The 24544-nt window shown below is 71.5% G+C and carries 22 protein-coding genes and 2 pseudogenes; 14 read left to right on the top strand and 10 right to left on the bottom strand.

Annotated features, from left to right (window positions below):
• Positions 1-63 precede the first annotated feature (63 nt).
• Complete coding sequence (locus OG956_RS37325; protein WP_330342443.1) at positions 64-636, top strand: Rv1733c family protein; 573 nt, start codon at positions 64-66, stop codon at positions 634-636.
• A gap of 263 nt (positions 637-899) precedes the next feature.
• On the opposite strand, the gene OG956_RS37320 is transcribed toward OG956_RS37325, so the two are convergent.
• Positions 900-1808, bottom strand: a complete 909-nt coding sequence (locus OG956_RS37320) for a universal stress protein (RefSeq protein WP_330342442.1) — start codon at positions 1806-1808, stop codon at positions 900-902.
• Between the two features lie 24 nt (positions 1809-1832).
• Positions 1833-2738 carry a universal stress protein gene (locus OG956_RS37315; RefSeq protein ID WP_330342441.1) on the bottom strand — a complete coding sequence of 302 codons (906 nt, stop codon included), beginning with the start codon at positions 2736-2738 and terminating at the stop codon, positions 1833-1835.
• A 256-nt stretch (positions 2739-2994) separates the two neighbouring features.
• On the opposite strand from OG956_RS37315, the gene OG956_RS37310 reads away from it, so the two are divergent.
• The 8 genes and pseudogenes from OG956_RS37310 to OG956_RS37275 all read left to right on the top strand — a co-directional run bounded on the left by OG956_RS37310 (position 2995) and on the right by OG956_RS37275 (position 10675).
• Positions 2995-3717, top strand: a complete 723-nt coding sequence (locus tag OG956_RS37310; RefSeq protein WP_330342440.1) for a CBS domain-containing protein — start codon at positions 2995-2997, stop codon at positions 3715-3717.
• 242 nt (positions 3718-3959) lie between these two features.
• Positions 3960-4100: pseudogene (locus tag OG956_RS37305) on the top strand (DUF1918 domain-containing protein); the annotation flags it as partial.
• A 16-nt stretch (positions 4101-4116) separates the two neighbouring features.
• Positions 4117-4995 carry a universal stress protein gene (locus OG956_RS37300; RefSeq protein ID WP_330342439.1) on the top strand — a complete coding sequence of 293 codons (879 nt, stop codon included), beginning with the start codon at positions 4117-4119 and terminating at the stop codon, positions 4993-4995.
• A 31-nt stretch (positions 4996-5026) separates the two neighbouring features.
• Positions 5027-6016: an Acg family FMN-binding oxidoreductase gene (locus OG956_RS37295; RefSeq protein ID WP_330342438.1), complete on the top strand. Its 990-nt coding sequence runs from the start codon at positions 5027-5029 to the stop codon at positions 6014-6016.
• 39 nt (positions 6017-6055) lie between these two features.
• Positions 6056-6514, top strand: a complete 459-nt coding sequence (locus OG956_RS37290) for a CBS domain-containing protein (RefSeq protein ID WP_330342437.1) — start codon at positions 6056-6058, stop codon at positions 6512-6514.
• Positions 6511-9366: a cation-translocating P-type ATPase gene (locus OG956_RS37285; protein WP_330342436.1), complete on the top strand. Its 2856-nt coding sequence runs from the start codon at positions 6511-6513 to the stop codon at positions 9364-9366. The genes OG956_RS37290 and OG956_RS37285 overlap by 4 nt, the downstream gene beginning before the upstream one ends.
• Positions 9363-10022 carry a potassium channel family protein gene (locus OG956_RS37280; RefSeq protein WP_330342435.1) on the top strand — a complete coding sequence of 220 codons (660 nt, stop codon included), beginning with the start codon at positions 9363-9365 and terminating at the stop codon, positions 10020-10022. The genes OG956_RS37285 and OG956_RS37280 overlap by 4 nt, the downstream gene beginning before the upstream one ends.
• On the top strand, positions 10019-10675 hold the full coding sequence (locus OG956_RS37275) for a potassium channel family protein (RefSeq protein ID WP_330342434.1): 657 nt from the start codon (positions 10019-10021) through the stop codon (positions 10673-10675). Before OG956_RS37280 ends, OG956_RS37275 begins: the two co-directional genes overlap by 4 nt.
• Before the next feature lie 28 nt (positions 10676-10703).
• Here the strand turns inward: OG956_RS37275 and OG956_RS37270 are convergent, their stop codons facing one another.
• The 7 genes from OG956_RS37270 to OG956_RS37240 all read right to left on the bottom strand — a co-directional run bounded on the left by OG956_RS37270 (position 10704) and on the right by OG956_RS37240 (position 16993).
• Positions 10704-11147: a universal stress protein gene (locus OG956_RS37270; RefSeq protein ID WP_330342433.1), complete on the bottom strand. Its 444-nt coding sequence runs from the start codon at positions 11145-11147 to the stop codon at positions 10704-10706.
• 134 nt (positions 11148-11281) lie between these two features.
• Positions 11282-12175, bottom strand: a complete 894-nt coding sequence (locus OG956_RS37265) for a universal stress protein (protein ID WP_330342432.1) — start codon at positions 12173-12175, stop codon at positions 11282-11284.
• Between the two features lie 121 nt (positions 12176-12296).
• A complete protein-coding gene (locus OG956_RS37260) occupies positions 12297-12761 on the bottom strand; it encodes a hydrogenase maturation protease (protein WP_330342431.1) in 465 nt (154 codons plus the stop codon).
• Between the two features lie 11 nt (positions 12762-12772).
• Positions 12773-14119, bottom strand: coding sequence for a Ni/Fe hydrogenase subunit alpha (locus tag OG956_RS37255; protein WP_330342430.1), 1347 nt, complete (start codon positions 14117-14119; stop codon positions 12773-12775).
• Positions 14120-14143: 24 nt separating this feature from the next.
• Complete coding sequence (locus OG956_RS37250; protein ID WP_330342429.1) at positions 14144-14992, bottom strand: oxidoreductase; 849 nt, start codon at positions 14990-14992, stop codon at positions 14144-14146.
• 1 nt (position 14993) lies between these two features.
• On the bottom strand, positions 14994-15812 hold the full coding sequence (locus tag OG956_RS37245) for an FAD/NAD(P)-binding protein (RefSeq protein ID WP_330342428.1): 819 nt from the start codon (positions 15810-15812) through the stop codon (positions 14994-14996).
• Positions 15809-16993, bottom strand: coding sequence for a 4Fe-4S dicluster domain-containing protein (locus OG956_RS37240; protein ID WP_330342427.1), 1185 nt, complete (start codon positions 16991-16993; stop codon positions 15809-15811). The genes OG956_RS37245 and OG956_RS37240 overlap by 4 nt, the downstream gene beginning before the upstream one ends.
• Before the next feature lie 332 nt (positions 16994-17325).
• On the opposite strand from OG956_RS37240, the gene OG956_RS37235 reads away from it, so the two are divergent.
• From OG956_RS37235 to OG956_RS37210, 5 genes and pseudogenes are all read left to right on the top strand, one after another.
• On the top strand, positions 17326-19659 hold the full coding sequence (locus tag OG956_RS37235) for a heavy metal translocating P-type ATPase (RefSeq protein ID WP_330342426.1): 2334 nt from the start codon (positions 17326-17328) through the stop codon (positions 19657-19659).
• 128 nt (positions 19660-19787) lie between these two features.
• Entirely contained in the window at positions 19788-21620 is a 1833-nt protein-coding gene (acsA, locus tag OG956_RS37230; RefSeq protein WP_330342425.1) for an acetate--CoA ligase, read from the top strand.
• Between the two features lie 80 nt (positions 21621-21700).
• Positions 21701-22638 (top strand): annotated as a pseudogene (gene pdhA / locus OG956_RS37220) (pyruvate dehydrogenase (acetyl-transferring) E1 component subunit alpha).
• Positions 22635-23186 (top strand): alpha-ketoacid dehydrogenase subunit beta, encoded by a 552-nt coding sequence (locus tag OG956_RS37215; RefSeq protein WP_330342423.1) that lies wholly within the window; start codon positions 22635-22637, stop codon positions 23184-23186. The pseudogene pdhA and the gene OG956_RS37215 overlap by 4 nt, the downstream one beginning before the upstream one ends.
• Entirely contained in the window at positions 23180-23443 is a 264-nt protein-coding gene (locus OG956_RS37210) for a transketolase C-terminal domain-containing protein (protein ID WP_330342422.1), read from the top strand. Before OG956_RS37215 ends, OG956_RS37210 begins: the two co-directional genes overlap by 7 nt.
• Positions 23444-23508: 65 nt before the next feature.
• Here the strand turns inward: OG956_RS37210 and OG956_RS37205 are convergent, their stop codons facing one another.
• Positions 23509-24537, bottom strand: a complete 1029-nt coding sequence (locus OG956_RS37205; protein WP_330342421.1) for an alcohol dehydrogenase catalytic domain-containing protein — start codon at positions 24535-24537, stop codon at positions 23509-23511.
• Positions 24538-24544 lie beyond the last annotated feature (7 nt).

Raw genomic sequence — 24544 nt, 5'->3', positions numbered from 1 at the left:
TCTGTGAAAGCCGCACCTACGGAGTCACCGTCGAAGGGTCGTCGCGGCGTGGAGGTGTCCGTTATGAGATGCAGCAAGCGGCTGTGGCGATGGCGGAGCAGTCCGCTGCGGCGGCGCGAGGACGTCATCGAGGCCTGGATTGTCCTGGCGGTCTGGCTGGTCATGGTGATCGGTGGCGGCGTTGCCGCACTCGTCACGGACCGCAGCGCCGAGCACGAGTTCGCGGAGCAGCGTACCCACCAGCATCCCGTCGACGCTGTCCTGCTCACCGACGCTCCCCACGGAGTCAGCGCGGACTGGTCGACCGACGGTCGTGTCCAGGGATCGGTGCGCTGGAAGGCCCCCGACGGCACCTCTCGTACCGGCCGCACGCTGGTGGACGGCAGCCTGAAGGCCGGGGCTCGGGTGAGGGTGTGGCAGGACGACCGGGGCCGGCTCATGCTCTCGCAGCCGACGGACCGAGGCGAGGGTCATGTCGAGGCCGCGCTTTTCGGCGCCGCGGCGGCCCTCGCCGTCGCAGCCCCGGCCTTCGGCGCGGGCGCCGTCGCGCGAGCGCGGCTCGATCGGCGCCGTATGGCCCGTTGGGACCAGGAGTGGGATCTGGTAGGACCGCAGTGGGGCCCCAGGACGGGCTGATCACACCCAGGCGCAGCCGCACACCGCCGCGCCGCATGTCACGAAGGAAGCGTGTCGGTCACCATGCCGGACACTGTCCGGGTCTCCCCACTGCTCGGAGACCGCGTCGAGGGAAGCTCCCCGCGGTTGCCAGGCTTTCGCCTTCGCCGGCGTACACCGGCGGCCCCTTTGGCAACAAAAGGGGCCGCTCGCTTCCACGGCTCGCCGGGAACAAGATCAATAAAGACCAGCTGGATGGTCAACCGGTGGATACAGGCCGGGGCTCAGGCGGGCTCGGGTACGACGGCCACCGGGCAGGCCGCATGATGCAGCACGCCGTGGGCGACTCGGCCGAGCTGGAGCCCGAAGTGGCCCTGGCGTCGTCGCGCGCCGACGACGAGCAGGTCGGCCTCGCGGGACACCGCGATCAGGGCGTCCCTTGCGTAGCCCTCGACCGTACGCCGCCGTACCCGCAAGTCGGCCGGGGCGTCCCTCAACGCTTCTTCCACCAGGTCCACGGCCTGCTGCTCCTCCAAGTGGGCGGGGCCACCGACGATCAGGGGGTGTGCGGGAGGCTCGTGCAGTGGTCGGCGCCAAGCGCGTACGGCTTCCAGCGGGACCCGGCGCAGCAGGGCCTCCCCGATCGCGAATCGTGCCGCGGCCGAACCCGCCGGCTTCTCTCCCACCCCGAGAGCGATGCGGCCATGTGCCCCGATGCGTGCCTGGTTGTCGTGGCTCCCGCGGAGCACGATCACCGGGCAGCGGGCGCGTCCCGCCACGGCGACGCTGACCGAGCCGAGGAGGGCCTCCGTCACCGCGCTGCGACCACGGCAGCCCAGCACCATCGCCAAGGCGCTGCGGCTCTCACGTACCAGGCCGTATTCCGGTTCCTCGGGCAGCACATCGGTGCTGACCTTCACGCCTGGTCGCCGGTGACGGGCCCGCCGCTCGGCGGTCCGCACGATGTCCTCGGCCATCACCTCTTCGGACGCCTCGCCGAAGTCGGTGGCCCTCGAAGCGCCCTCGTAGCGCTCCCACAGCGAGGCGTACACCAGCCGGAGCGACGCCCCGCGCAGGGCGGCCTCGTCGGCAGCCCAGTCCACGGCCCGCAGGCTCGGCTCGGAGCCGTCGACGCCGACGACCACGGGCAGCTCCAGAGGCTCCCCGTAGGCATGTACGGCTGATGCACTCATGGCTTCTCCTTCTCGGGAGCGGGGTCAGCTGTGTGCGACGACCGCGACGGGAGCGGCGATGTGGTGCAGGGCGGAGTGGGTGACATGACCGATGCGGGCACCGGGCGACCTGGTGCGGATGCGTCGGCCGACGACCACCAAGGAGGCGCCACGGGAGTCGTTGACGAGAACCTGCGCGGCACTGCCGCACCGGCTCGCCTCGATCACCTCGACGTCAGGGAACTTCTGCTGCCAGGGACGCACCACCTTGCTCAGGAGAGTGGCCTGTCCGCGTTCGAGGGTGTCGTAGAGTTCGGCGTCGCCGGCGAAGCGGTAGAAGGAGGTCGGCGGCTCGGGCCAGGCGTGGACGATCCGCAGGGCAGTCTTCCGGCGCGCGGCGGCGTCGAAGGCGAACTCCAGCAGGGTGTCGTCCGCTTGGTCGATGTCGAGCCCCAGCACAACCGGCCGGAAAGGCGCCGCAGCGGACGGCACACCCGCCGGATCCATCTCGTGCTCGTCGGCGGCCTGCTCTCCCGCCCGCACCAGCACCACCGGCCGCTCGGCACGGGCGACGACGCCCAGGCTCACCGACCCCACCATGAACCCCCCCAGCCCCCCGAGGGCCCGCGAGCCCAGGACCAGCAGTTCGGCAAAGCCCGCCGCCTCGCACAGGACGTCGGCCGGGGTCCCGGTCAGCTGCTCGGTGATCACCTCGATGCCCGGGTGGCGGAGCCGGATGCCGTCCGCGGACTCGTTCGTCACCTGCTCTGCCCAGTGCCGGTAGGTGTCGGGATCCAGCAGTGGAGTCCGGGCCACGAATCTGGGAGTCGGCTCCGAGATGTACATGATCTTCAGGGGCAGGCCGCGCAGCAGCGCTTCTCGCGCCGCCCACTCGGCCGCGGCCCGGCTCTCGGGCGAGTCGTCGACACCTACGGTGACGGTGCGGGACATGGTCTCCACCTCCCAGGACGAGGGTTCCGACACCAGGGTGGCGTGGCGGCGCCGAGGCAATCAGGGGCCACACGGCCCCATCATGGCCCGACCGACCCTCTGCGGCCCGTCAGCGCCCCTGCTGCGGCGAAAGCGCCCCTCTTGCAGCCCAGAAGCCCACGGGCCCGTCCCAGGGCCGTGCGGCTCCTGGTGCCGCCGCTGTCCCCGGCACACCCTGGAAGGAGCCGGACACCGCCGAGGCCCTTACGGAGTCACCATGTACGGCACCCGCCACATCGTCAGCGACGTGATGACCCAGACGGTCGCCGCCGTCGGCCGCCGTGCCCTCTTCAAGGAGATCGTACAGCTGATGCAGGACTGGAAGGTCAGCGCCCTGCCCGTGATCGAGGGCGAGGGCCGGGTGGTCGGTGTGGTCTCCGAAGCCGACCTGCTGCCCAAGGAGGAGCTCCGGGACGACCCCGACGCGGGCTACCTCCAGCTTCGACAGCCCGTCGACGTGGCGAAGGCCGGGGCCCTCACGGCCGGCGACCTCATGTCGTCCCCCGCCGTCACGGTCAGGGCCGGCGCCACCCTCGCCGAGGCCGCGCGCATCATGGCGCACGAAGGGGTCAAGAGGCTGCCCGTGGTGGACGACGCAGGACTGCTGGCCGGTGTCGTCAGCCGGGCCGATCTGCTCAAGGTCTTCCTGCGCGACGACGAGGACATCGCCGAGGAGGTGCGGCGGGAGATCTCCTCGAACCTCTCCCCGCCACCGTCGTCGGCCGTCCACGTGGAGGTGCACGACGGGGTCGTGACGCTCACCGGCCGGCTCCCCGACACTTCCCTCGTGCCCGTCGCGGCCCGGCTGATCAGGGCCGTCGAAGGGGTGGTGGACGTGGAGTTCGATCTCGCTCACCACAGCGCCGCACGGTGTCCGGATGCCACATCGTCGCGGGGCCTGGGGCCGGTCGGCTCTGCTACGACCGGCGGCGACGGATGACGATCGGTCAGTGGGACAGTCGACAGCCTGCCTGACCCGCCATGTGACGGCGGAGGGGTCGGTAGGCCTCCGGTGGGGACCAATGGCCCTGGCAGGCAGGCGCCGCCAACGCCTTCCATGGAAATAGCGGCGGCATCCTTTCGCGCCACCGCAAGAAGGAGGTCAGGGCGATGTCCGCTCCCGCACCAGCAAAGAACGCGCAGGCCGTCACGCACGCCGACCGAGAGGCGACCGGCAGCTCCCTGCGCGCTCGCGCCGCACGAGACGGCGAGATCGTCGGCCTCCACCACAAGGACGGCAGCCCGCCCTACGACGTGCGGTGGGCCGAGGACGGACGAGTGACCCTGTGCTTCCCGAGTCCTGATGCGTACGTCGGGCACTTGGGGACCGGAGGCGGGCATGTCCGGGCCCGGTGACCGCCGACCGATCGTGGTGGGTGTCGATCCCGATCCCGTCCACCGCATGGCACTGGCCTGGGCGGCGGACGAGGCCGTCCGCAGACGGTTGCCGTTGCTTGCGGTCCACGTGGAGGGCGTGCCCACTCGGGGGTACCGGAGGCCGGAGGTCCCGCCATCCTGGGAGGACTGGAACGAGGCTCTGCACAAGGCCGGCCAGCAGGTGCTGGGGCAGGCCGTGGACTTCGTCTCGGACCGGCACCCGCAGCTCCAGGTCGACGCGCTGCTCGCGGAGGGCGACCCGGTGTGGGTACTGCGCGAGCAGAGCCGCAACGCCACCGCCGTCGTGCTGGGCTCGCGGCACCTGAGCCGGAAGCAGGAGGTGTTCGGCTCCGCGTCGGTCGCCCTGCCGGTCATGGCCCGTACGCACTGTCCCCTGGTGGTCGTCCCCGAGCCGGAACACGTCACCGAGGAGCCGGAGTACTTCGTCGTCGGTGTGGACGGCAGCGAGCACTCCGCCGCCGCGGTCGACGTGGCGTTCGAGGAGGCGGCCCAGCGCGGCGCCCGGCTGCGGGCCCTGCTCGTCTGGGAGCCCGGACCGCTCAGGGTCTTCGACGAGCACCAGCCGCAGCAGGAGTGCCGACGGCTCCTCTCCGAAATCGTGGCGGGACGCCAGGCCCGCTATCCCGAGGTGGACCTGCACCACGAAGTGCTCGTCGGGCATCCCGTCCAGGTGCTCACCGACGCCTCGGCACACGCGTTGGGCCTGGTGGTGGGGACCCGGGGCCGTGGAGGCTTCACCGGCATGCTGCTGGGCTCGGTCAGCCAAGGCGTGCTGCACCACGCCCGCTGCCCTGTCATCGCCGTACCGACCCGTGAGTGAACCGGCAGGACCGGCACGAAGGGAAGCCGCCGTGACTGCAGAACCTCTGGACGTGGACACCGTCGCCGGGCTCGTGGCGGACGCCGCAGCGGCGCCCTCGCTGCACAACGCCCAGCCCTGGACCTTCCGCTACCTGCGGGACATCGGTGTCCTGCGGCTGTACGCGGACCTGAAGCGGGCACTGCCGCGAACCGACCCCGAGAACCGCGGCCTGCACCTCGGGTGCGGCGCCGCGCTGCTCAACCTGCGCGTGGCCGCCGCGGCAGCCGGGCTCACGCCGGTCGTCCGGTTGCTACCGGACGCGGCCTTCCCGGAGTTCCTCGCCGAGGCGCATCTGTGCGGCACGGGAACCCCCGACGGGGCGCTCGCCCGGCTGAGCCCTGCGATCCATCGCCGTCACTCCAGCCGCTTCCCCTTCCGCGAGGAGACGCTCCCCCTCGACGTGCAGGAGACGTTGCAGGAAGCTGCGCTCGCCGAAGGCGCACAGCTGCTGTTCCCCGGCGCATGGCACGTGCAGTCGATCCTGGAGCTGGCGCGGGACGCCGAGGGCAGAGAGGCGCTCGCGCCGGGCGTGCGTGAGGAGACGGCGCGCTGGGCGCACACCGGCTCTTCCGGCGACGCCGGGGCCGTTGACGGCATCACCGCCGAGGCTTTCGGTCCTCGCCAGCACCACACCACGGTCCCCGTGCGTGACTTCGCCGCCGGTCGTCCGGTGCCTGAACGCGGCTGGGCGCCCTTCGAGAGGGAACCGAACATCGCCCTGCTGGGCACGGCCCACGACGGGCCCGCGGACTGGCTGTCGGCCGGCCAGGCACTGGAACGGGTCCTGCTCCAGGCGACGACGGACGGGCTCGTCGCCTCGGTCACTTCCCAGCCGCTGGAGTGGCCCGAGATCCGGTGGGCCGTCCGCGACCCCGTCTTCGCGATGGCTCATGTCCAGATGGTCATCCGGCTCGGTCACGGCCCCGAAGCCCCCGCGAGCCCACGACGGGCGGTGGCCGAAGTGCTCGACGTTCTCTGAGTCGCACCTTGCGGACCGTGGGACAGCGAGGAGGAGCGCATGAAGGTTTCCGAGGTGATGACGGCTCCTCCGGTGTGCGTGGCACCGAACGCCACCCTGGTCGAGGTGGCCCGGCAGATGGCCGAGAGCGCCGTCGGGTCTGTGCTGGTGGTCGAGGAAGGAGCACTGCACGGCATCGTCACCGACCGCGATCTCGCCGTTCGCGGCATGGGCGGCGGCCTGGACGCGAGGGCCCGGGTGGAGGCGGTGATGTCGGCCCGCGTCGTCACGGTCGAGGCCGTCGAGGATGTAGGGGCTGCCTATCGCGCGTTCCGTCGCACGGGGGTCCGCCGGCTTCCGGTCCTGGACGCGGGCCGGGTGGTGGGGGTGCTGACGATCGACGACCTGTTCCTCGACCTGTTCCGGCGGTTCGCCGACCTGCTGGGGCCGGTGTCCTGGAGCGTCCTGCAGGAGCCTCCGGGACCGCCCCAGGAGGTCGGAGGTCGGAGCCCCGGATGAGCCCTGAACAGGCCCGGCAGGGCGCGACCGCGCTCCACGAGGACGGTCCCGCGGCGGGCGGTGAGGCCGCGGCACAGGCGCCACCCGCGGACCGGCCGAGCATCCCTGTTCCGTCGATCCCCTCCCTGCCGGTTCCCGCGGTCTTCACCGCCCTCGAAAGCTCCCCGCGCGGTCTGACGCCGGCCGAGACCACCGCGCGACGGGACCGCTACGGCCCCAACGAGCTGCCCGGAGCGAGCCACGGTCAGGTATGGCGTCGGCTGCTCGCCCAGTTCACCGACCTCTTCGCGGTCGTCCTGCTCGTCTCCTCGGCGATCACGTTCCTCGCCTACTGGCTGGGGCAGCCCCGGGACCCGGCCACCCTGCAACTGGCCCTGGCCATTCTCGGTGTGGTGCTGCTGAACGCCGGCATCGGTTTCGCGCAGGAGTACTCCGCCGAGCGCACCGCGGAGTCCTTGCAGGCGATGGTGCCGCACACCTGCCGGGTACTGCGGGACGGGGAGCGGCGGGAGCTGTCGGCGCGGGATCTGGTGCCGGGCGATGTGGTGGTCCTGGAGGCCGGGGACGCGGTGCCGGCCGACTGCCGACTGGTCGAGGCTCAGGAAGCGGCCGTCAACAACGCCGCGCTCACCGGTGAGAGCGATCCCGTCACGCGCATCGCGGAACCCGTGCCGCCGGGGCCGCCGCTGGAGGCACGCAACTGCGTATTCATGGGCACCGACCTGGTCGCCGGCACCGGCAAGGCCGTCGTGTTCGCCACCGGCACGTCCACCGAGTTCGGCAAGATCTTCCGGCTCACCGCCGCCGCCCCGAGGCAGCAGACCCCCCTGCAGCGGCAGGTCGCCGTCATGGCCCGCCGGGTCGCGGGCGTGGCGCTTGCGACCGGCGCCGCCCTGTTCGCCGTTCGCGTGCCCAGCGGGCAGCCGTTCGTCGACACGTTCGTCTTCTCGCTGGGAGTGATGGTCGCTCTTGTGCCCGAGGGACTGCCGGCCACGCTCTCCGTGTCGCTGGCGATCGGTGTCCGTCGCATGGCCCGCCGGCACGCGCTGGTCAAGCAGTTGCTCGCCGTGGAGGCGCTGGGTTCGACCAGCGTGATCTGCACCGACAAGACGGGCACTCTCACGCAGGCCGAGATGACCGTCGTGCAGCTGTGGGCGGACGGGGTGTCGCACGCCGTGGCGGGAGTGGGGTACGCGCCGGTCGGTGAGATCACCGATCCTCCGCCCGTACGGGAGCTGCTGCGGGCGGCGACTCTGTGCAGCAACGCCCGACTGGTGCGGCCCACCGGGCGGGACGCGTGGCGGGTGCTGGGAGACACCACCGAGGGTGCGCTGTTGGTGGCGGCCATGAAGGCCGGTCTGGACCCCGCCAAGGAGGAGATGCGGGCACCCCGGGTGGCGGAGTACCCCTTCGACTCGGCGCGGAAAATGATGAGCACCGTCCATCGCGACAGCGACGGGACGTATTTCGCCTGTGCCAAAGGCGCCCCCCTCGAACTGCTCAGCCGCTGCCACGCCCTCGACCACGGTGACGGGAAAACGCCGCTGACGGACGTCGATCGCAGCCGTGTGATCGCAGCGGCGGACCGCATGGCAGGGCAGGGCCTGCGCGTGCTGGCGGTCGCTCGACGGCAGGTCTCCGGGCCTCGGCCACCGATCGCGGATGTCGAGGCCGAGCTGACCCTGCTGGGGCTCGCCGGGATGTACGACCCGCCGCGGCCGGAGGTACGGGACGCGGTGGACGCGTGCCGGCGGGCCGGGATCCGCATCGTCATGGTCACCGGTGACCATCCGCTGACCGCGGAGGCCGTCGCCCGTCGCGTCGGCATCGTGCGCGAGGGGGCTCCGGCCGTGGCGACCGGCACCCAGCTGGACGCGATGGACGACAGCGGCCTGGACGAGCTGCTGACCGGCTCCGCCGAACTGCTGCTGTGCCGGGTCAGCCCCGAGCACAAGATGCGAGTGGTCACCGCGCTGCAGCGGCGCGGAGAGGTCGTAGCCGTCACCGGCGACGGGGCCAACGACGCCCCGGCCCTCAAACACGCCGACATCGGCGTCGCCATGGGGGCCTCCGGCACCGACGTCGCCCGCGAGGCCGCCGTGATGGTGCTGCTCGACGACTCCTTCGCCTCCATCACCACCGCGGTGGGACTGGGCCGCTCGGTCTACCGCAACATCCGCAAGTTCCTGATCTACCTCTTCAGCCACAACATCGCCGAACTCATGCCGATCCTCGCGGCGACTTTCGCAGGGTTCCCACTGGTGCCGATCACGGCCGTGCAGATCCTCGCCATCGACCTCGGCTCCGACGTGCTGCCCGCCCTCGCGCTCGGCGCGGAACCGATGGAACCCGACGTCATGAACAGCCCGCCGAGGCCCCGCCAGGAGCGGCTCTTCTCGGCCGCCGTCATGGGCCGCATCCTCTTCCTGGGCGGTATCCAGGCCCTCGGCGTGTGCGCCGTCTTCTTCTGGCACATCCACGCCTCCGGCATTCCCTACGCGGAGTTCACCAAGGACAACACCGTCTACCGCGAGGCGATCACCATGGTCCAGGCCGGCATCGTCGTCAGCCAGTTCTTCAACGCCCTCGCCGTGCGCACCGACCGGCAGAGCGTCTTCCGAGCCGGTCTGCTGAGCAACCCGTGGCTGCTGGCCGCCGGCTGCTTCGGCATCGGGCTGATGGCCGCCATCAGCTACGGGCCACCGCTCCAGGCCGTCTTCAACACCGCGCCGCTGGTCCCCGCCGACTGGGCGGTCCTGGTGGCGCTCGGAGCACTGCTGCTGGCGGCCGAGGAACTCCGCAAGTGGGCACTGCGGCGCCGGAGGCCATCCCAGAAGGGAGGAACACCGTGAGAGTGATCATCGCGGGCTGCGGTCGGCTCGGCGCCACCCTGGCCACGCAACTCGTCACCGAGGGCCACGACGTCCGCCTCATCGACCGCCAGGCCAAAGCCCGGCGGAGGTTGTCACCGGGCTTCCCCGGCGCCTTCCACGTCGGCAACGGGTTCAGCCGCTCCGCGCTGGAATCGGCCGGCATCGCCCATGCGGACGCGTTCGTCGCCGTCACCTCCGGGGACAACAGCAACATCGTCAGCGCGCGCACCGCCAAGGAGACGTACCGGGTCCCGATCGTCCTCGCCCGCATCCACGATCCTCGCCGTGCCGACATCTACCGGGACCTGGGAATCCCGACCATCTCCAGCGTCCGCTGGGCCGTGGGCCGCATCCACCAGATGCTGCTGCACCGGCACCTCACCCCCGAAGTCTCCTTCGGCAACGGCGAGACGCTCCTCGTCCGCTCCCAGCTGCCGCCCTATCTCACGGGACGGCAGGTCACGGAGTTCGACGTCGACGGCGAGATCCGGGTCGTGGAGATCACCCGTGGCGGCCGGTCGCTGCTCCCCGCACGTGGTGTCCTGGCCGAGCCCGGCGACCTCGTCACCTTCGGTGTCGCCGTAACGGCACTGGGCCGGCTGAGCGGCTTTCTCGACAAGGAGCTGGGAACGTGAAGGTCCTGATCGCGGGCGCGGGCCGACTCGGCACCCAAATCGCGCAGGTGCTTTCCGCGGCGCGCAACGACGTCACCCTCATCGAGTACGACGACGAGCGCGTGACGGAACTCGGCGGCCTGCCGCACGTGCGCCTCGTGGCGGGGGACGCCTGCGAGCCGGGCCTGCTGGAGCACGCCGGAGCCCTCGCCTGCGACCTCGTCATCGCCGCCACCGGCCGCGACGAGGACAACCTGGTCATCAGCCTGCTGGCGAAGCGGCAGTTCGGGGTGGGGCGGGTGGCCGCGCGCGTCAACGAGGCGGAGAACGCCTGGCTCTTCGACCAGCGGTGGGGCGTGGACGCGGCGGTGCCCGCCGCCACCCCGCTGATCTCCCTCATCGAGGAGGCCACCGGAGCCACGGACACGGTGGCACTGCTGCGGCTGAGCAAGGCCGGTGTCGAGGTCATCGAGACCGCGATCACCGAACGGTCCCGGGCCGCCGGTCACACGCTGAGCGAGGTCTCCCTGCCCGCCGGCACCGTGGTCGCCACCGTCGTACGCGGCGGGCAGCCCACTGTCCCGAGTCCCGAGGTGCGGCTGCTCCCCGGCGACGAGTTGCTGCTCGTGTCGCACGCGGCGACCGAGCAGGAGATCCACGCGGCCTTCCAGTGATCTTCCCCGGCACGGGGCAGGCTTCGCGTCACTGCTTCTGGCAGCGCACGATCACGACCGGGCAGCTCGCATGCTGCGAGACGTGCTGGCTGACGGAGCCGAGCAGGGCTCGGGCGAACCCGCCCCTCCCCCGGCTGCCGACGACCAGGACCTCGGCTCCTTCGGCTGCTCTCAGCAGGACGTCGGCGGCGTTGCCGTGCACCACGTGGGTCCGGACCGAGTCGGCGGCTCCCGCGCCGAGCACATCGGTCAGCTCCTGGTTCATCTTCTGCCGGGTCTCGTCTTCGTCGACGTCCATGTCCACAGCGGGCCCCGACCAGCCGTACAGGCCCGGCAGCTCCCACACCGCGACCGCGTCCACGGCGCCGCCGACCAGGCCGGCATAGCGCACGGCCCAGCGCAGGGCCTCGTAGGAGGACTGCGACCCGTCGACACCGACCACCACCCGGCGCTCGGAAGCATCCTTGTCCATGCGTCCCACTTCTCCTTTGGTGTCTGTGCCCGCCGGGCCGGCGCATCTCCTGTTCTCCACGCTGCGGGCCTCCTCGCCGCACCGCCAGAGATGGGCATCCAGCGGCATGACGGACGACGGGAACGACGGTGCCGTCAGCGCCCGGCCCTCGCCTGCCGTTCGGGCACGACCGCGACCGGGCACTGGGCATGGTGCAGGAGTGCGTGGCTCACGCGGCCGAGCTGGAATCCGAAGGCGCCCGTTCGGCGCCGGGCCCCGACGATCACCAGGTCGGCAGCGGCCGACCGGTCCACGAGAATCCTGGCGGCCGGCCCCTCCGGCGTCGCCGGGCGCGTCCGGACATGCGGATACTCGGCGATCGCGGCCTTGAGCCGAGCGTCGACGACGGCGGAGGCACGCTCCTCGTACGTGTCCGCCGGCCCTCCTGTACGTATCCGGTTCCCTTTCCTGTCGAAGGCGGGCCTGCGCCAGGCATGCACCACGTCCAGGACACAGCCGCGCACCTCGGCCTCCCGGAAGGCGTACCGCACGGCCTCGGTGCTCGTGTCGTCGGCGTCACCGATGCCCAGCAGGACCCGCGCATGCGAGCCGGCGAGCCCCGCCGGATCGCCCCGGACGACGATCGCCGGGCAGTGTGCACGGGCCGACACGGCCAGACCGACCGACCCGAGCAGCAGTCCCTTGACCTCGCCCCGGCCACGCGAACCCGTCACCAGCGCGAAGGCCTGGCCACTCTCGTGAACGAGAGCGGCCACCGGGTCCTCCGGGAGGATGTCGGTGGTGACTTTGACATCCGGGTTGCGCCGTTCGGCACGATCGGCCGCCGAAGCCACGATGTGCTCGGCCATCACCTGCTCGGAAGGGCGCCCCGGGCCCACCGAAGGAAGACCGGCCTCATAGCGCTCCCACAGGGAGGCGTACACGAGCCTCATCGGAGCACCATGGCGCGCGGCCTCGTCCACGGCCCAGTCGACCGCTGTCAGACACGAGTCCGATCCGTCGACGCCCACCACCAGAGGGAGTGTCATCGTCCCCACCGCCTTCCTGGGTGCCTGGCGTGCGGCACATGGGGGGTGACCTTCACCGTCGCACCCCCGTGGCACAGGTCGCGAGGGCGGTTCGACCCAGGCCGGGGGACCTTCGGCCCCGCTACCGCTCGTGGTTTCGCTCGTACGCCTGCCGGACGGAGGCGGCGACCCGGTCGACCAATCCCGGCAGCGCCGACCGCACCGCTTCGCTCAGGCGCGCGCCGAGCTCGACGTCGGCCACCTCCATGGCATGCACCACGAGACTCGGTGGCAGCTGGTCGAGGGCCTCCGCCAGGGCGAGGCACTCTCCGAGCCCGAGTGCATGCGTACTCGCCGTACCCGCTGTCCGGGCGGCCGCGTCCGCCGCCGTGAGGGTGTGCAGCTCCCCCGGCCGGCTCGGCCGAGCGCGAAGCGCTTCCACCACGACCACCGTGTCAGCGCCGCGCCACAGGTCGAGCATGCGGGCAGGTTCACCGTCGCTGACCGCCAGGACGGTTCCGTCGGGAACACGGCCCCGCATCGCCTCCACGGCTGCCGGGCCGACACCATCGTCACCGCGCAGGGGATTGCCCACGCCGATCACCACGACCCGCCCGCTCACGAGCGTTCCACGGTCACGTCGAGGAAGTGGGCGGAACAGGAGATGCAGGGATCATGGTTGCGGATGGCCCGTTCGCAGAGACGGGTCAGTTCCTCGTCGTCGGCGGCGGGCCCGGGCCTGTCGAGGCGAGCCTGGACGGCCCTGCGCACGTCCTCCTCGATGGCCGTCTGGTTCTGGGCCGTGGGCGGGACGATGCGGGCCTCGGTGAGCGTGCCGTCCTCCGTGAGCGCGTAGCGGTGGTACAGCAGGCCCCGGGGCGCCTCGGTGGCCCCGACCCCCACGCCCCGGCGGGGCGGGACGTCGACGGCCGGCCGGGGAGGTGGTTCGTATCCGTCGATGATCCGCAAGGCCTCCTCTACGGCCTGCACCACTTCGATGGCCCGTACGACGATGCTGCGGAAGGGGTTGTCGCAGATGGCGCCGGTCGCGGGATCACCGAGACCGGCTTCTCCCGCCACCTCGGCGGCCACGGGGTGCAGCCACTGGCCGTTGATCGCGTAGCGGGCCAGCGGGCCAGTGAGGTAGCGGCGGCCGTCGAGCGTGGCCGTCAGCGCGGTTGAGTGGGGTACCTGCTCTTCCCGGACGTGCTGTTCGAAGTCGGTCAGGGGGATCGGGTGCGGCGCCCGGCCGTGGTCGGCAGCGGCCATGACCACCGGTGTTCCGATGTCGACGGCGTACCGGCCGGGGTGGCGCAGCGCGAACAGGTCGTGGTCGCACACCGCGTCGGGGAAGTCGAACGCCGCCACCCAGCGGACGGTCTCCAGCGCGTCGTCCCGGGCTTGCCGCAGCCGTTCCGCCAGAGGACGCAGCTCGTCCGGTGACGGCGTCCGGTAGAAGCCGCCGATCCGGACGTTGACCGGGTGGATGGGGCGGCCGCCGAGCTGCTGGACGATCGCGTTGCCGGCCTGTTTGAGCCTCAGGCCGCGTTCGACGGCGGCTCGTTGGTCGCGGGCGAGTTCCACGACGTCGGCACGCCCCAGGAAGTCCGGGGCGTGCAGCAGGTAGATGTGCAGGGTGTGGCTCTCGATCCACTCGCCGCAGTACAGCAGGCGGCGCAGTTCCGCGAGGGGGCCGTCGACCGTGACGCCGCTGGCGTTCTCGATCGCCTGGCAGGCGCTCATCTGGTAGGCGACCGGGCAGATGCCGCAGATGCGGGCGGTGATGTCGGGGGGTTCGGTGTGGCCCCGGCCGGTCAGGAAGGCCTCGAAGAAGCGTGGGGGTTCGTAGATGCGCAACCGCGTCTCGACGACCGTGTCACCCTCGACGCGCAGGTGGAGGGCAGCCTCGCCTTCCACCCTGGCCAGCGCGTCCAGCCGCAGGACGCGGGTTCCGCGATGGTTCATGCGAGCCTTTCCGGGCGGGTTGCGTCAGGCCGAAGGGCCCTGTCGCTCCTCGGCCGCGAGGTCGGGTACGGGGGCATACTCCGGCGACGCGGCGTTGAAGGTGCGGAAGACACGCTGGACGTCCCGCTCGCTCATCCCGTCGTGGCGCAACTGCGCGACCATGGAGCGCAGGTTGGGTTTGCTCGACGGCCCGAAACAGCCGTAGCAGCCGCGACCGTAGGCGGGGCAGATGGCACCGCACCCCGCGTGCGTGACCGGGCCCAGACAAGGGGTGCCGTGGGCGACGGTGATGCAGGTGGTGCCGCGCCTCTTGCACTCGAAGCAGACGCTGTGGTTGGAGATCTGCGGTTTGCGACCGGCCAGGTAGGCGGTGATGACTTCGAGGAGCTGGCGACGGTCGATGGGGCACCCACGCAGTTCGAAGTCGACCGGCACATGGGCCGAGATCGGTGTCGAGGTCTCCAGTGTGGCGATGTACTCCGGCTGCGCGTAGACGGCGGCGAGGAAGTCCTCGACGTCGGCGAAGTTGCGCAGTGCCTGGATGCCGCCCGCGGTGGCGCAGGCCCCGATGGTCACCAGGTACCGGGAGATGCGGCGGATGTGCTGGATCCGCTCGGCGTCCTCGGCGGTGGTGATCGACCCTTCGACGAGGGAGAGGTCGTACGGCCCCCGGCCGTCCAGCCGCGCGTGTTCCCTGTCGGCGCCCTCGGCCGGGGTCATCTCCAGGAAGTGGTCGATCCGCACGCGCTCGGTGAGGCCGAGGAGTTCGTCCTCGCAGTCCAGCAGGGTCAGCTGGCAGCCGTCGCAGGAGGCGAACTTCCACACGGCGAGCGTCGGCCGCGGGTCGCGGGCCTGCCCAGGTTCGGTGGCCATGTCACAACTCCCTCACGAGGAGCAGGGGCGCCACGCGGTCGTAGCCGACGACCGGCCCGTCGCGGCACAGCAGGAGCGGACCGAGCTGGCAGTGGCCGCAGTGGCCGGTGGCGCAGTGCATGTTGCGTTCCAGGGACACCTGAATGCGGTGCGGGTCCAGGCCCCGGGCCACGAGGTCGCGAGCGGTGTGACGCATCATCACCTCAGGCCCGCACACCAGCGCGCAGGTCCGTTCCGGGCGCAGATCGATGCGGTCCAGGAGCGTGGTGACCACGCCCACCGCACCCTGCCAGCCCGGGGCGGGCCGGTCGACGGTCACCTCCACCCTGGCATGGGCGCGCCAGCTGTCGACCTCGTCGCGGTAGATCAGGTCGGCAGGAGTGCGCGCGCCCAGCAGGACCGCGAGCGGGCCGTATGCCGCCTGCCGGTCCAGGAGGGCGTGGACGACCGGCCGCAACGGTGCCAGACCGATGCCGCCGGCGACGATCAGAACATCGCGGCCGACCGCCGCTTCGAGGTCCCAGCCGGTGCCGTACGGCCCGCTGAGCCCGACGCTGTCACCCGGGCGCAGTCGGAAGAGGGCGGCGGAGACCGCGCCCACCGCACGCACGGTGTGTACGAGCCCTCCGTGGCGGCCCGGCAGGGCGCTGGCAGAGACAGGCACCTCGCCGACCCCGAACGCGTAGATCATCGCGAACTGCCCCGGTGCGAAAGGCGGGAGTTTCCGTCCGGCCGGGACCAGCTCGATCGACCGGGTGTCGCCGGTCTCGTCCCAGGTGCCGGCGACCCGGTACGGCAGCGGGGGCGTCACGGTGCTCATGGTGGCTCCGGCGCCGGTCCCGACGCCCCGGACTGTGTCCAGTCGTGCAGGGCGGCCGCTTCCTCGGTGATGTCGATGCCGACCGGGCACCACACGATGCAGCGTCCGCAGCCCACGCAGCCGGACGAGCCGAACTGGTCGTACCAGGTGCCGAGTTTGTGGGTCATCCACTGCCGGTAGCGGCTGCGCGAGGAGGCGCGGACCGGACCGCCGTGCAGCTGGGAGAAGTCCAGGTCGAAACAGGAGTCCCACAGCCGCCACCGCTCCGCGTGGTCGCCGGTGAGGTCGGTGACGTCCTCGGTGGTGGTGCAGAAGCAGGTGGGGCACACCATGGTGCAGTTGCCGCACGTCAGGCACCGCCCTGCGACGTCGTCCCAGCGGGGCGCGTCGAGGGTTCCGGCCATCAGCTCTCGCAGGTCTGCCTCGGGCATGGTCCGGCCCATGCGGTCCGCGGCGGCCGTGACGCCGGCGCGAGCCGTCTGCCGGGTTTCCGGGTCGGCCGGGCGGCCGGGCAGTTCGGCCAGGATCTCCGCGCCTTCCCGGCTGCCGCCGCGGACCCAGAAGCGGTGACCGTCCTCATCGACCACTTCCGTCATCACCAGGTCGTAGCCGGGGCCCGCAGCGGGTCCGGTGCCCATCGAGACGCAGAAGCACGTGGCGCCGGGCTCTGTGCACTCGACCACGATCAGCAGGGCCCCGGAACGCCGCCCCTCGTAGCCGGGATCCCGGTACGTCCCACCGGTCAGTACGCGGTCCTGGATGGCGATGGCCCTCAGATCGCAGGGGCGCACCCCCAGGAAGGCGTACCGAGGCGGCGTGCCCTGCTCTGCCGTGAAGACCAGCTCCCCCTCCATCCGGTCGGCGCTCCACTCCCGCACTCGCGCCGGGTGCAGGTAGGACTTCCATGACTGGGGGCCCGCCGCGTTCGCGAAGGCCGCCCCGTCCGGCCGCTCCCGCAGCCGGTACCGCCCGGCCTCCAGCTCCACACCCCATCCGTACGGCAACTCGTCGGCCGACCGCAGTTCCGCCAGCTCGATGGCGCCGTCCCGCGCAGTGGGTCCGATCACGGTGTATCCGCGCCGGATCAGGACGTCCACGAGCGCGGCCATACCGTCCTTGCCCATGACAAGTCCGTCGGACCCGGGCACCTGGGAGATCTGCACATCGGCGTCGGTGCTCATGACCGACCTCCTTAGACACAGCGGACGGCACGTGGAGCCCCGCCGTCCCCTCACACCTACGATCGCAGCATTTCCGCTGTGGTGCCGCCCGCGCCGACCGACAGCGCCAGCAGGGACCAGCGGCCGAGTGCCGCGGGGCGGCGCCCCCGTGACGTGCGGGACGGCGGCGGTGTTCCCACCACGCTGGCACCGAGGACGGCGAGTGTGACGGAATACGGTCGGCGGTCGGCCCTGGACCAGGGACGAACGTCCCCTGGCGCGTACTCGCAGTGCGGCGATGTCATGGAGGAGGACCGACCCGAGAGTCATCACACCCGGCGTTCAGGTATGCCATGAATGACAGACCCTCCCTCACGGCAGGACTGCGTCACTCGATCGCGGCGGATGTGTCGCCGCGACTCGAACCCGTCCTGCTGGCCGTGACGGCAGCGGCTCTGATCGCTGGTGGCATCGCCTGGCTGACGGGCGCCGACGCCGTGGCCGGTCTCTTCTGGGAACTGGGCACCCTGTTCGCTCTCGTTCCCGCGGTGGGTTGGGTGCTAGCCGCGCTGCGGCACGGCCGCACGGGCGTGGACGTCATTGCCGTACTCGCGCTCGGCGGCGCCCTGGCCGTGCACGAGTACCTGGCCGGTGCCCTGATCGCACTGATGCTGGCCACTGGCCGCACCCTGGAGGCCGCAGCCCGGCGACGCGCCTCGCACGACCTGCGTTCCTTGCTGGAACACGCACCCCGCTCCGCACGCCGCCGCACTCGCGGCGGCGTGACCACGGTGCCGCTGGCGGAGGTCACCGCCGGTGACCTGCTCGTCGTCGGCCCCGGCGAGGTGGTTCCCGTCGACGGCCGCGTGGTGAGCGCCGCCGCGGTCCTCGACGAGTCGGTGCTCACCGGTGAGCCCCTGCAGGTCGAGCGGGCAGGCGGGGAAACCGTGCGCAGCGGCGTGGTCAACGCCTCAGGCGCCTTCGAGATGCGGGCCACGGCCACCGAGCAGGGCAGCACATACGCCGGGATCGTACGACTGGCCCAGCAGGCCGGCGCCGAGTCCGCGCCGGTCGTGCGATTGGCGGACCGGTACGCGGCCTGGTTCCTGCCGCTGTCCCTGGCGGTGGCGGGACTGGCGTGGCTGATCAGTGGTTCGGCCGTACGCGCGGTCGCCGTGCTGGTGGTCGCCACCCCGTGCCCGCTGCTGCTGGCGGCACCGGTCGCGATCGTCTCCGGCCTCTCCCGCGCTTCCCGCCTCGGCGTCGTCATCCGCGACGGCGGTGCCCTGGAGAACCTGGGCCGCGCCCGCGCCCTTCTGCTCGACAAGACGGGCACTCTCACTCGAGGTCGGCCGCGCGTCGTCGACGTCGCCGCCGCCCCCGGCGTCAAACCCACGGAAGTCCTGCGCCTGGCGGCCTCCCTCGACCAGTACTCGCCCCACGTACTGGCCCAGGCCATCGTCGACGCCGCCCGGGATCGCAAGCTGGAGCTGTCGGTCCCCTGCGACGTCACCGAGGAACCGGGCCGGGGCGCCACGGGCACCGCCGATGGGCACCGGCTGGCCATCGGCCAAATCGTCGCCGGCGAGGACCGGCCGACCTGGGCCCGGGCGGTCGACAAGCGCGCCCTCCTCGACGGCGCGGCCGTCGCCTGGCTGACCCTCGACGGCCACCTGTCCGGCGCCATCCTGCTGCGCGACCCACTGCGCTTCGACGCACCGCGCACCCTGCGCCACCTGCGGGCCGCGGGCTTCGCGCGGCTGCTGATGCTCACCGGGGACCGAACCGCACCTGCCCGCGAAGTAGCCACCGTCCTCGGGCTGGACGACGTACGCGCCGAACTCTCCCCCGCCGACAAAGTCGCCGCCGTACGGGCCGAAGGCGAGCGCGCGGTCACGGTGATGGTGGGCGACGGCGTCAACGACGCGCCCGCCCTCGCCGCCGCCGACATCGGCGTCGCCATGGGCGCGCGCGGCTCCACCGCCTCCTCCGAAGCCGCCGACATCATCCTGACCACCGATCGCGTCGACCGCCTCGCCGACGCCGTCGCCATCGCCCAACGAGCGCGGCACATCGCCGTCCAGAGCGCCCTCGGCGGCATGCTGATGTCCCTGGCGGCCATGGCCGCGGCCGCTGCCGGCCTGCTCCCGCCCGCCGCCGGAGCACTGCTCCAAGAGGGCATCGACGTCGCCGTCATCCTCAACGCGCTGCGCGCCCTGCGAGCCGGCGATGCCGCGCGGCCGGCCCTCGCTCCCGCTGCCGAGGCCCTCATCCACCGTTTCGCCGCCGAACACGAAGGGCTTCAGGACGTCCTCGAATCCGTCCGCGACACCGCCGACCGACTCTCCGACTCCCCTGACCCCCGGGCCCTGGAAGCCGTCGAGGAGACCCACCGGCTGCTCATCGAGCGACTCCTGCCCCACGAGTACGCCGAGGAACACGAGCTGTACCCGGCCCTTGCGCCGACGCTCGGCGGGCCCGAGGCCACCGCCACCATGAGCCGTGCCCACACCGAAATAGAGCGTCTCTCCCGCCGCATCGCCACCCACGTGCAACTTGCCCACGCGAACGGAGGCCTCTCCCCCGAGCAACTCGACGACCTGCGCTCCTGTCTCTACGGCCTGAACACGGTCCTGCGCCTGCACTTCTCCCAGGAGGAGGAGAACTACTTCTCCCTCGCCCCCTGAGCGACGGCATCGCGAGAAGGATGACGCGGATCTGAGCTGTCCGGCCGCGGACGAGGGCCCTTCGACCCATGCGGACAGGGCAAGCCGGGCGGATGGTTGAAAAGGGCCCGGAGGAAGGAGGGGCCGGCATGCCATGGGAGACCATCCGGAAGGACACTCCGCTGCGCATCGCCCCCAATCTGCGCGACTACGACAAGGAGTGCGCGAGCTTTTCGTGGCAGGCGGCACGCCGCAGGCTGCAGGGGCTGCCCGGTGGGCGGGGTCTGAACATCGCGCACGAGGCCGTGGACCGGCATGCGGCATCGGGCCGGGCCACAGCGGTCGCACTGCGCTGTGTCGGACGGGACGACTCCGTCACCTCGGTGACCTATGGGGAGCTGGCCCGATCGACTGCACGGTTCGCCAACGTGCTCCGCGGCCTCGGGATCGGGTACGGCGACCGGGTGGTGACGCTGCTGGGGCGCTGCCCCGAGCTGTACACCGTGGTCCTCGGCACGTTGAAGAACACCAGTGTCCTGTGCCCGCTGTTCTCCGCCTTCGGACCGGACCCGGTGTTCCAGCGGATGACGCTGGGCGACGCGCAGGTGCTGGTCACCACGGCGGACCTGTACCGGAAGAAGGTCGCCGGGCAGCGCGACCGGCTCGCCGCCCTGCGCCACGTACTGATCGTCGGCGACGGGGCGGACGACCTGCCCGGCACCCTGTCCCTCACCGCGCTGATGGCCGACGCGGCCGACACCTTCACGATCCCGCCGACCTCCCCCCACGACATGGCCCTGCTGCACTTCACGAGCGGCACGACCGGCATCCCCAAGGGCGCGGTGTACGTGCACGAGGCGGCCGTCGCGCACTACGTGTCCGCGCTGTACGCCCTCGACCTCCACGAGGGCGACGTGTTCTGGTGCACCGCGGACCCGGGCTGGGTCACCGGCATGTCCTACGGGATCGTCGCCCCTCTCATGCACGGCGTGACAGTCGTGGTGGATGAGGGCGACTACGACGCCCGCCGCTGGTACCGGATCCTCGCCGAGCAGCGGGTGAGCGTCTGGTACACGGTGCCGACGGCGCTGCGCATGCTGATGCGGACGACACCGAGGACGGGCCCTTACGACATGCCCCGCTCCTTCGACCTGAGTGCGCTGCGGTTCATCGCGTCGGTCGGCGAACCGCTCAATCCGGAGGCGGTGGTGTGGGGCGGGGACGTGCTCGGCATGCCGGTGCACGACAACTGGTGGCAGACCGAGACCGGCGCCATCATGATCGCCAACTTCGCCGCTTGCGACATCCGTCCCGGCTCGATGGGGCGCCCGCTGCCCGGTGTGGATGCGGCGGTGCTGCGGCGCGGCGAGGACGGCCGGGCCGAGGTCGCCGACGGGCACGTCGCCGTACTGGAGGAGCGCGGGGTGGAGGGTGAGCTGGCGCTGCGGCCCGGCTGGCCGTCCATGTTCCGCGGCTATCTGCACGACGAGCCACGCAGTGCGGCGGCCTTCGCGGACGGCTGGTACCTCACCGGTGACCTCGTACGACGCGACGCCGACGGCTGGTTCTGGTTCGTCGGGCGCGCCGACGACGTCATCAAGTCGGCAGGACACCTCATCGGGCCGTTCGAGGTCGAGAGCGCTCTGATGGAGCATCCGGCGGTCGCCGAGTCCGGGGTCATCGGCCGACCGGACCCCGTGGCAGGGAGCATCGTCAAGGCGTTCGTCACGCTGCGGCCGGGCTTCGATGCGAGCAGCGCGACCCGGCGGGAGCTGCTGGCCTTCGCCAGGCGCCGGCTGGGCCCGGCCGTGGCGCCCCGCGAGATCGCCTTCGACCAGCATCTGCCGCACACCCGCAGCGGCAAGGTCATGCGCCGCCTGCTGCGGGCCCGCGAACTCGGCCTGCCGGAGGGGGACATCTCCACCCTGGAGGACTCCGCTTCGGAGGCCACCTCTACGGCGAGGACGGAGCAGCCCGCATGACCACTCGCAACCCCCGCGCACCACGGCCCGCCGCCCGGCCGAACCGTCAGGCCGCACATCGCGTGGCCCTGCTGGAGGCGATGCTGCGCGTCCGCCGGTTCGAGGAACGCTGTGTGGAGCTGTACAGCAAGGCACGCATCCGGGGTTTCATGCACCTCTACATCGGTGAGGAAGCCGTGGCCGTCGGCGTCAACGAGGCCCTCACGGACGACGACGCGGTCGTGTCGACGTACCGCGAACACGGGCACGCACTGCCCGCGGGGTCCCTGCCGAGGCGATCATGGCCGAGATGTTCGGCAAGGTCACCGGCTGCAGCAGAGGCCGTGGCGGCTCGATGCATCTCTTCGACGCCGGCCGACGCTTCTACGGCGGCAACGCGATCGTCGGCGGCGGGCTTCCCCTCGCGGCCGGTCTCGCCCTCGCCGACCGCATGACCGGCCAGGGTCGCGTCACCTGCTGTTTCTTCGGGGACGGCGCCTTCGCCGAGGGCGAGTTCCACGAGACCGCCAACCTCGCCGCTCTCTGGCAACTGCCCCTGCTGCTGGTCTGCGAGAACAACCTGTACGCGATGGGCACCGCTCTGGCCCGCCACCAGGCGCAGACCGACCTCGCGCTGCGCGCGGCCGCGTACGGCATGGTCTCCTGGGCCGTCGACGGCATGGACGTCTTCGCCGTCGAGGACGCGGCCCGGCGGGCCGCCGAAGGGGTGCGTGCCGGGACCGGGCCGCACTTCATGGAGATGCGCACGTACCGCTTCCGCGCCCACTCCATGTACGACTCCGACCGCTACCGCGACAAGGCCGAGATCGAACACTGGAAGGAACGCGACCCGGTCGAGGGGCTCGCACGGCGGCTCCAGGACGCGAAGGAGCTTTCCGACATGGCCCGCACAGCCGTGGAGGACCGCCTGGCCGCCGAGATCGACGCGGCCGTGGAAGCGGCCGAGCAGGCTCCGCACGAACCGGTCGAGGACCTGCTCAAGTACGTCACCAGCCCGATGGAAGTGACTCGGCCATGACCACGACGCGGACCCGTGTCGCCGAAGCCGCCGTGCCTTCCGACCGGAAGACGACGTACCGGGAGGCCATGCGCGAGGCCATGCGCGAGGCGCTGCGCAGCGACGAGCGGGTATTTCTGATGGGTGAGGACGTCGGCCAATACGGCGGCTGCTTCGGCGTCAGCCTCGGCCTGCTGGAGGAGTTCGGACCCGAACGGATCCGCGACGCACCACTGTCGGAGTCGGCGTTCGTCGGTGCGGGCATCGGTGCCGCCCTGGCGGGCATGCGGCCGATCGTCGAGATCATGACGGTCAACTTCAGCCTGCTGGCCCTGGACCAGATTCTCAACAACGCGGCGACGCTGCTGCACATGTCGGGCGGGCAACTGCCCGTACCGGTCGTGATCCGGATGACCACGGGCGCGGGACGGCAGCTCGCGGCCCAGCACTCGCACAGCCTGGAAAGCTGGTACGCGCACATCCCCGGCCTGCGGGTCCTGGCCCCGGCGACCCTCACCGACGCCCGGTACATGCTGGCCCCGCGCTCGCCGACCCCGATCCGGTGCTGATCTTCGAGCACGGCAGCCTGTACAACGTCTCGGGCGACCTGCCCGCCGACGCCGGCCCGGTCGACATCGACCACGCGGCCGTCCGCCGTCCCGGCACGGACGTCTCACTGATCACTTACGGCGGCTCCCTGCCCAAGGCACTGGCCGCCGCCGACGACCTCTCGAGCGGCGGCATCAGCGCCGAAGAGGACTACCGGGACCTGACCACGCTGTCCGATACGACGCGGTTCCTGGTCGGGACCAGCCAGGGGTCATGACCCGCTTGTGACACGCGGGGCCGCAGCTGACCGGCACGCTCACGGCACACATTCCTTCCGCGCGGTCACTCCCGTTGCAGCACGACTTTGAGGGCGCCTGTGCTGGTGCCGCGCGCGAACGCCTCATAGGCGTCTTCCATCCGGTCGAGGCCGAACGTGTGGGTGACCAACGGGGAGACGGGCAGATGACCGAACCGCAACAGCTCCAGCAGCCACGGCGTGGAGGACGTGTCGACCTGGCCCGTACTGATCGTCACGTTCTTGCGCCAGAGGGACTCCAGATGGAGTGACACCGGTTTGCCGTGCGTGCCGATGCTGGCGATATGTCCTCCCGTGCGGACGGCACGCGTGCAGAGCACGAAACCGTCCGGGTCGCCGGACGCCTCGATGACCACGTCGGCACCCGGCCCCTCGGACAGGTCGGCGATCATGGTTCCTGGCGATTCGGCGGCATCCGCTCCTACGCGCTTGGCTTTCTCCAGCCGAGCGCCGGCCAGGTCGACGACGATGATCCTGCGGGGCGAGTAGAGCCGGGCAATGACCACCGTGGCGAGACCGACGGGGCCGGCACCCACCACGACGACGGTGTCCCCAGGGCCGACGTGTCCGTTGCGGATCCCGACCTCGTAGGCGGTGGGAAGGAGTTCGGCGAGCAGGACGGCGTCGGCGAGCGGGAGGTCGGGGGGCCGTCGGGTGGTGGAGTGATCGGCGAACGGCACGCGCACCAGTTCGGCCTGGGTGCCGTTGACCAGACTCCCCAGGATCCATCCGCCACCCCCACGGCACTGTCCGTACCTGCCGTCGCGGCACTCGGCGCAGTCACCGCAGGCCGAGACGGACGACACGATCACCTGATCGCCGGGGCGCAGGTGATGGACCTGCTCACCGACGTCGACGACCTCGCCGACGGCCTCGTGGCCGAGGACCGTCCCCGGCTTCACCTCGGGGAAGTCGCCTCGCCGTATATGCAGATCAGTGCCGCAGACGGTCGTCGCGTCGACCCGGACGATCGCGTCGGTCGCCTCCTCGGTCACCGGATCGGGAACAGTGTCCCAGGAGGTGTGTGCCGGGCCGTGGTAGACGAGCGCTCGCACCGCTTTC

It is taken from the genome of Streptomyces sp. NBC_00557 (assembly GCF_036345995.1).
Classification (GTDB): Bacteria; Actinomycetota; Actinomycetes; order Streptomycetales; family Streptomycetaceae; genus Streptomyces.
The sequence above is the reverse complement of the archived record's forward strand: the minus strand, read 5'-3'. Positions and strand labels throughout refer to the sequence as shown.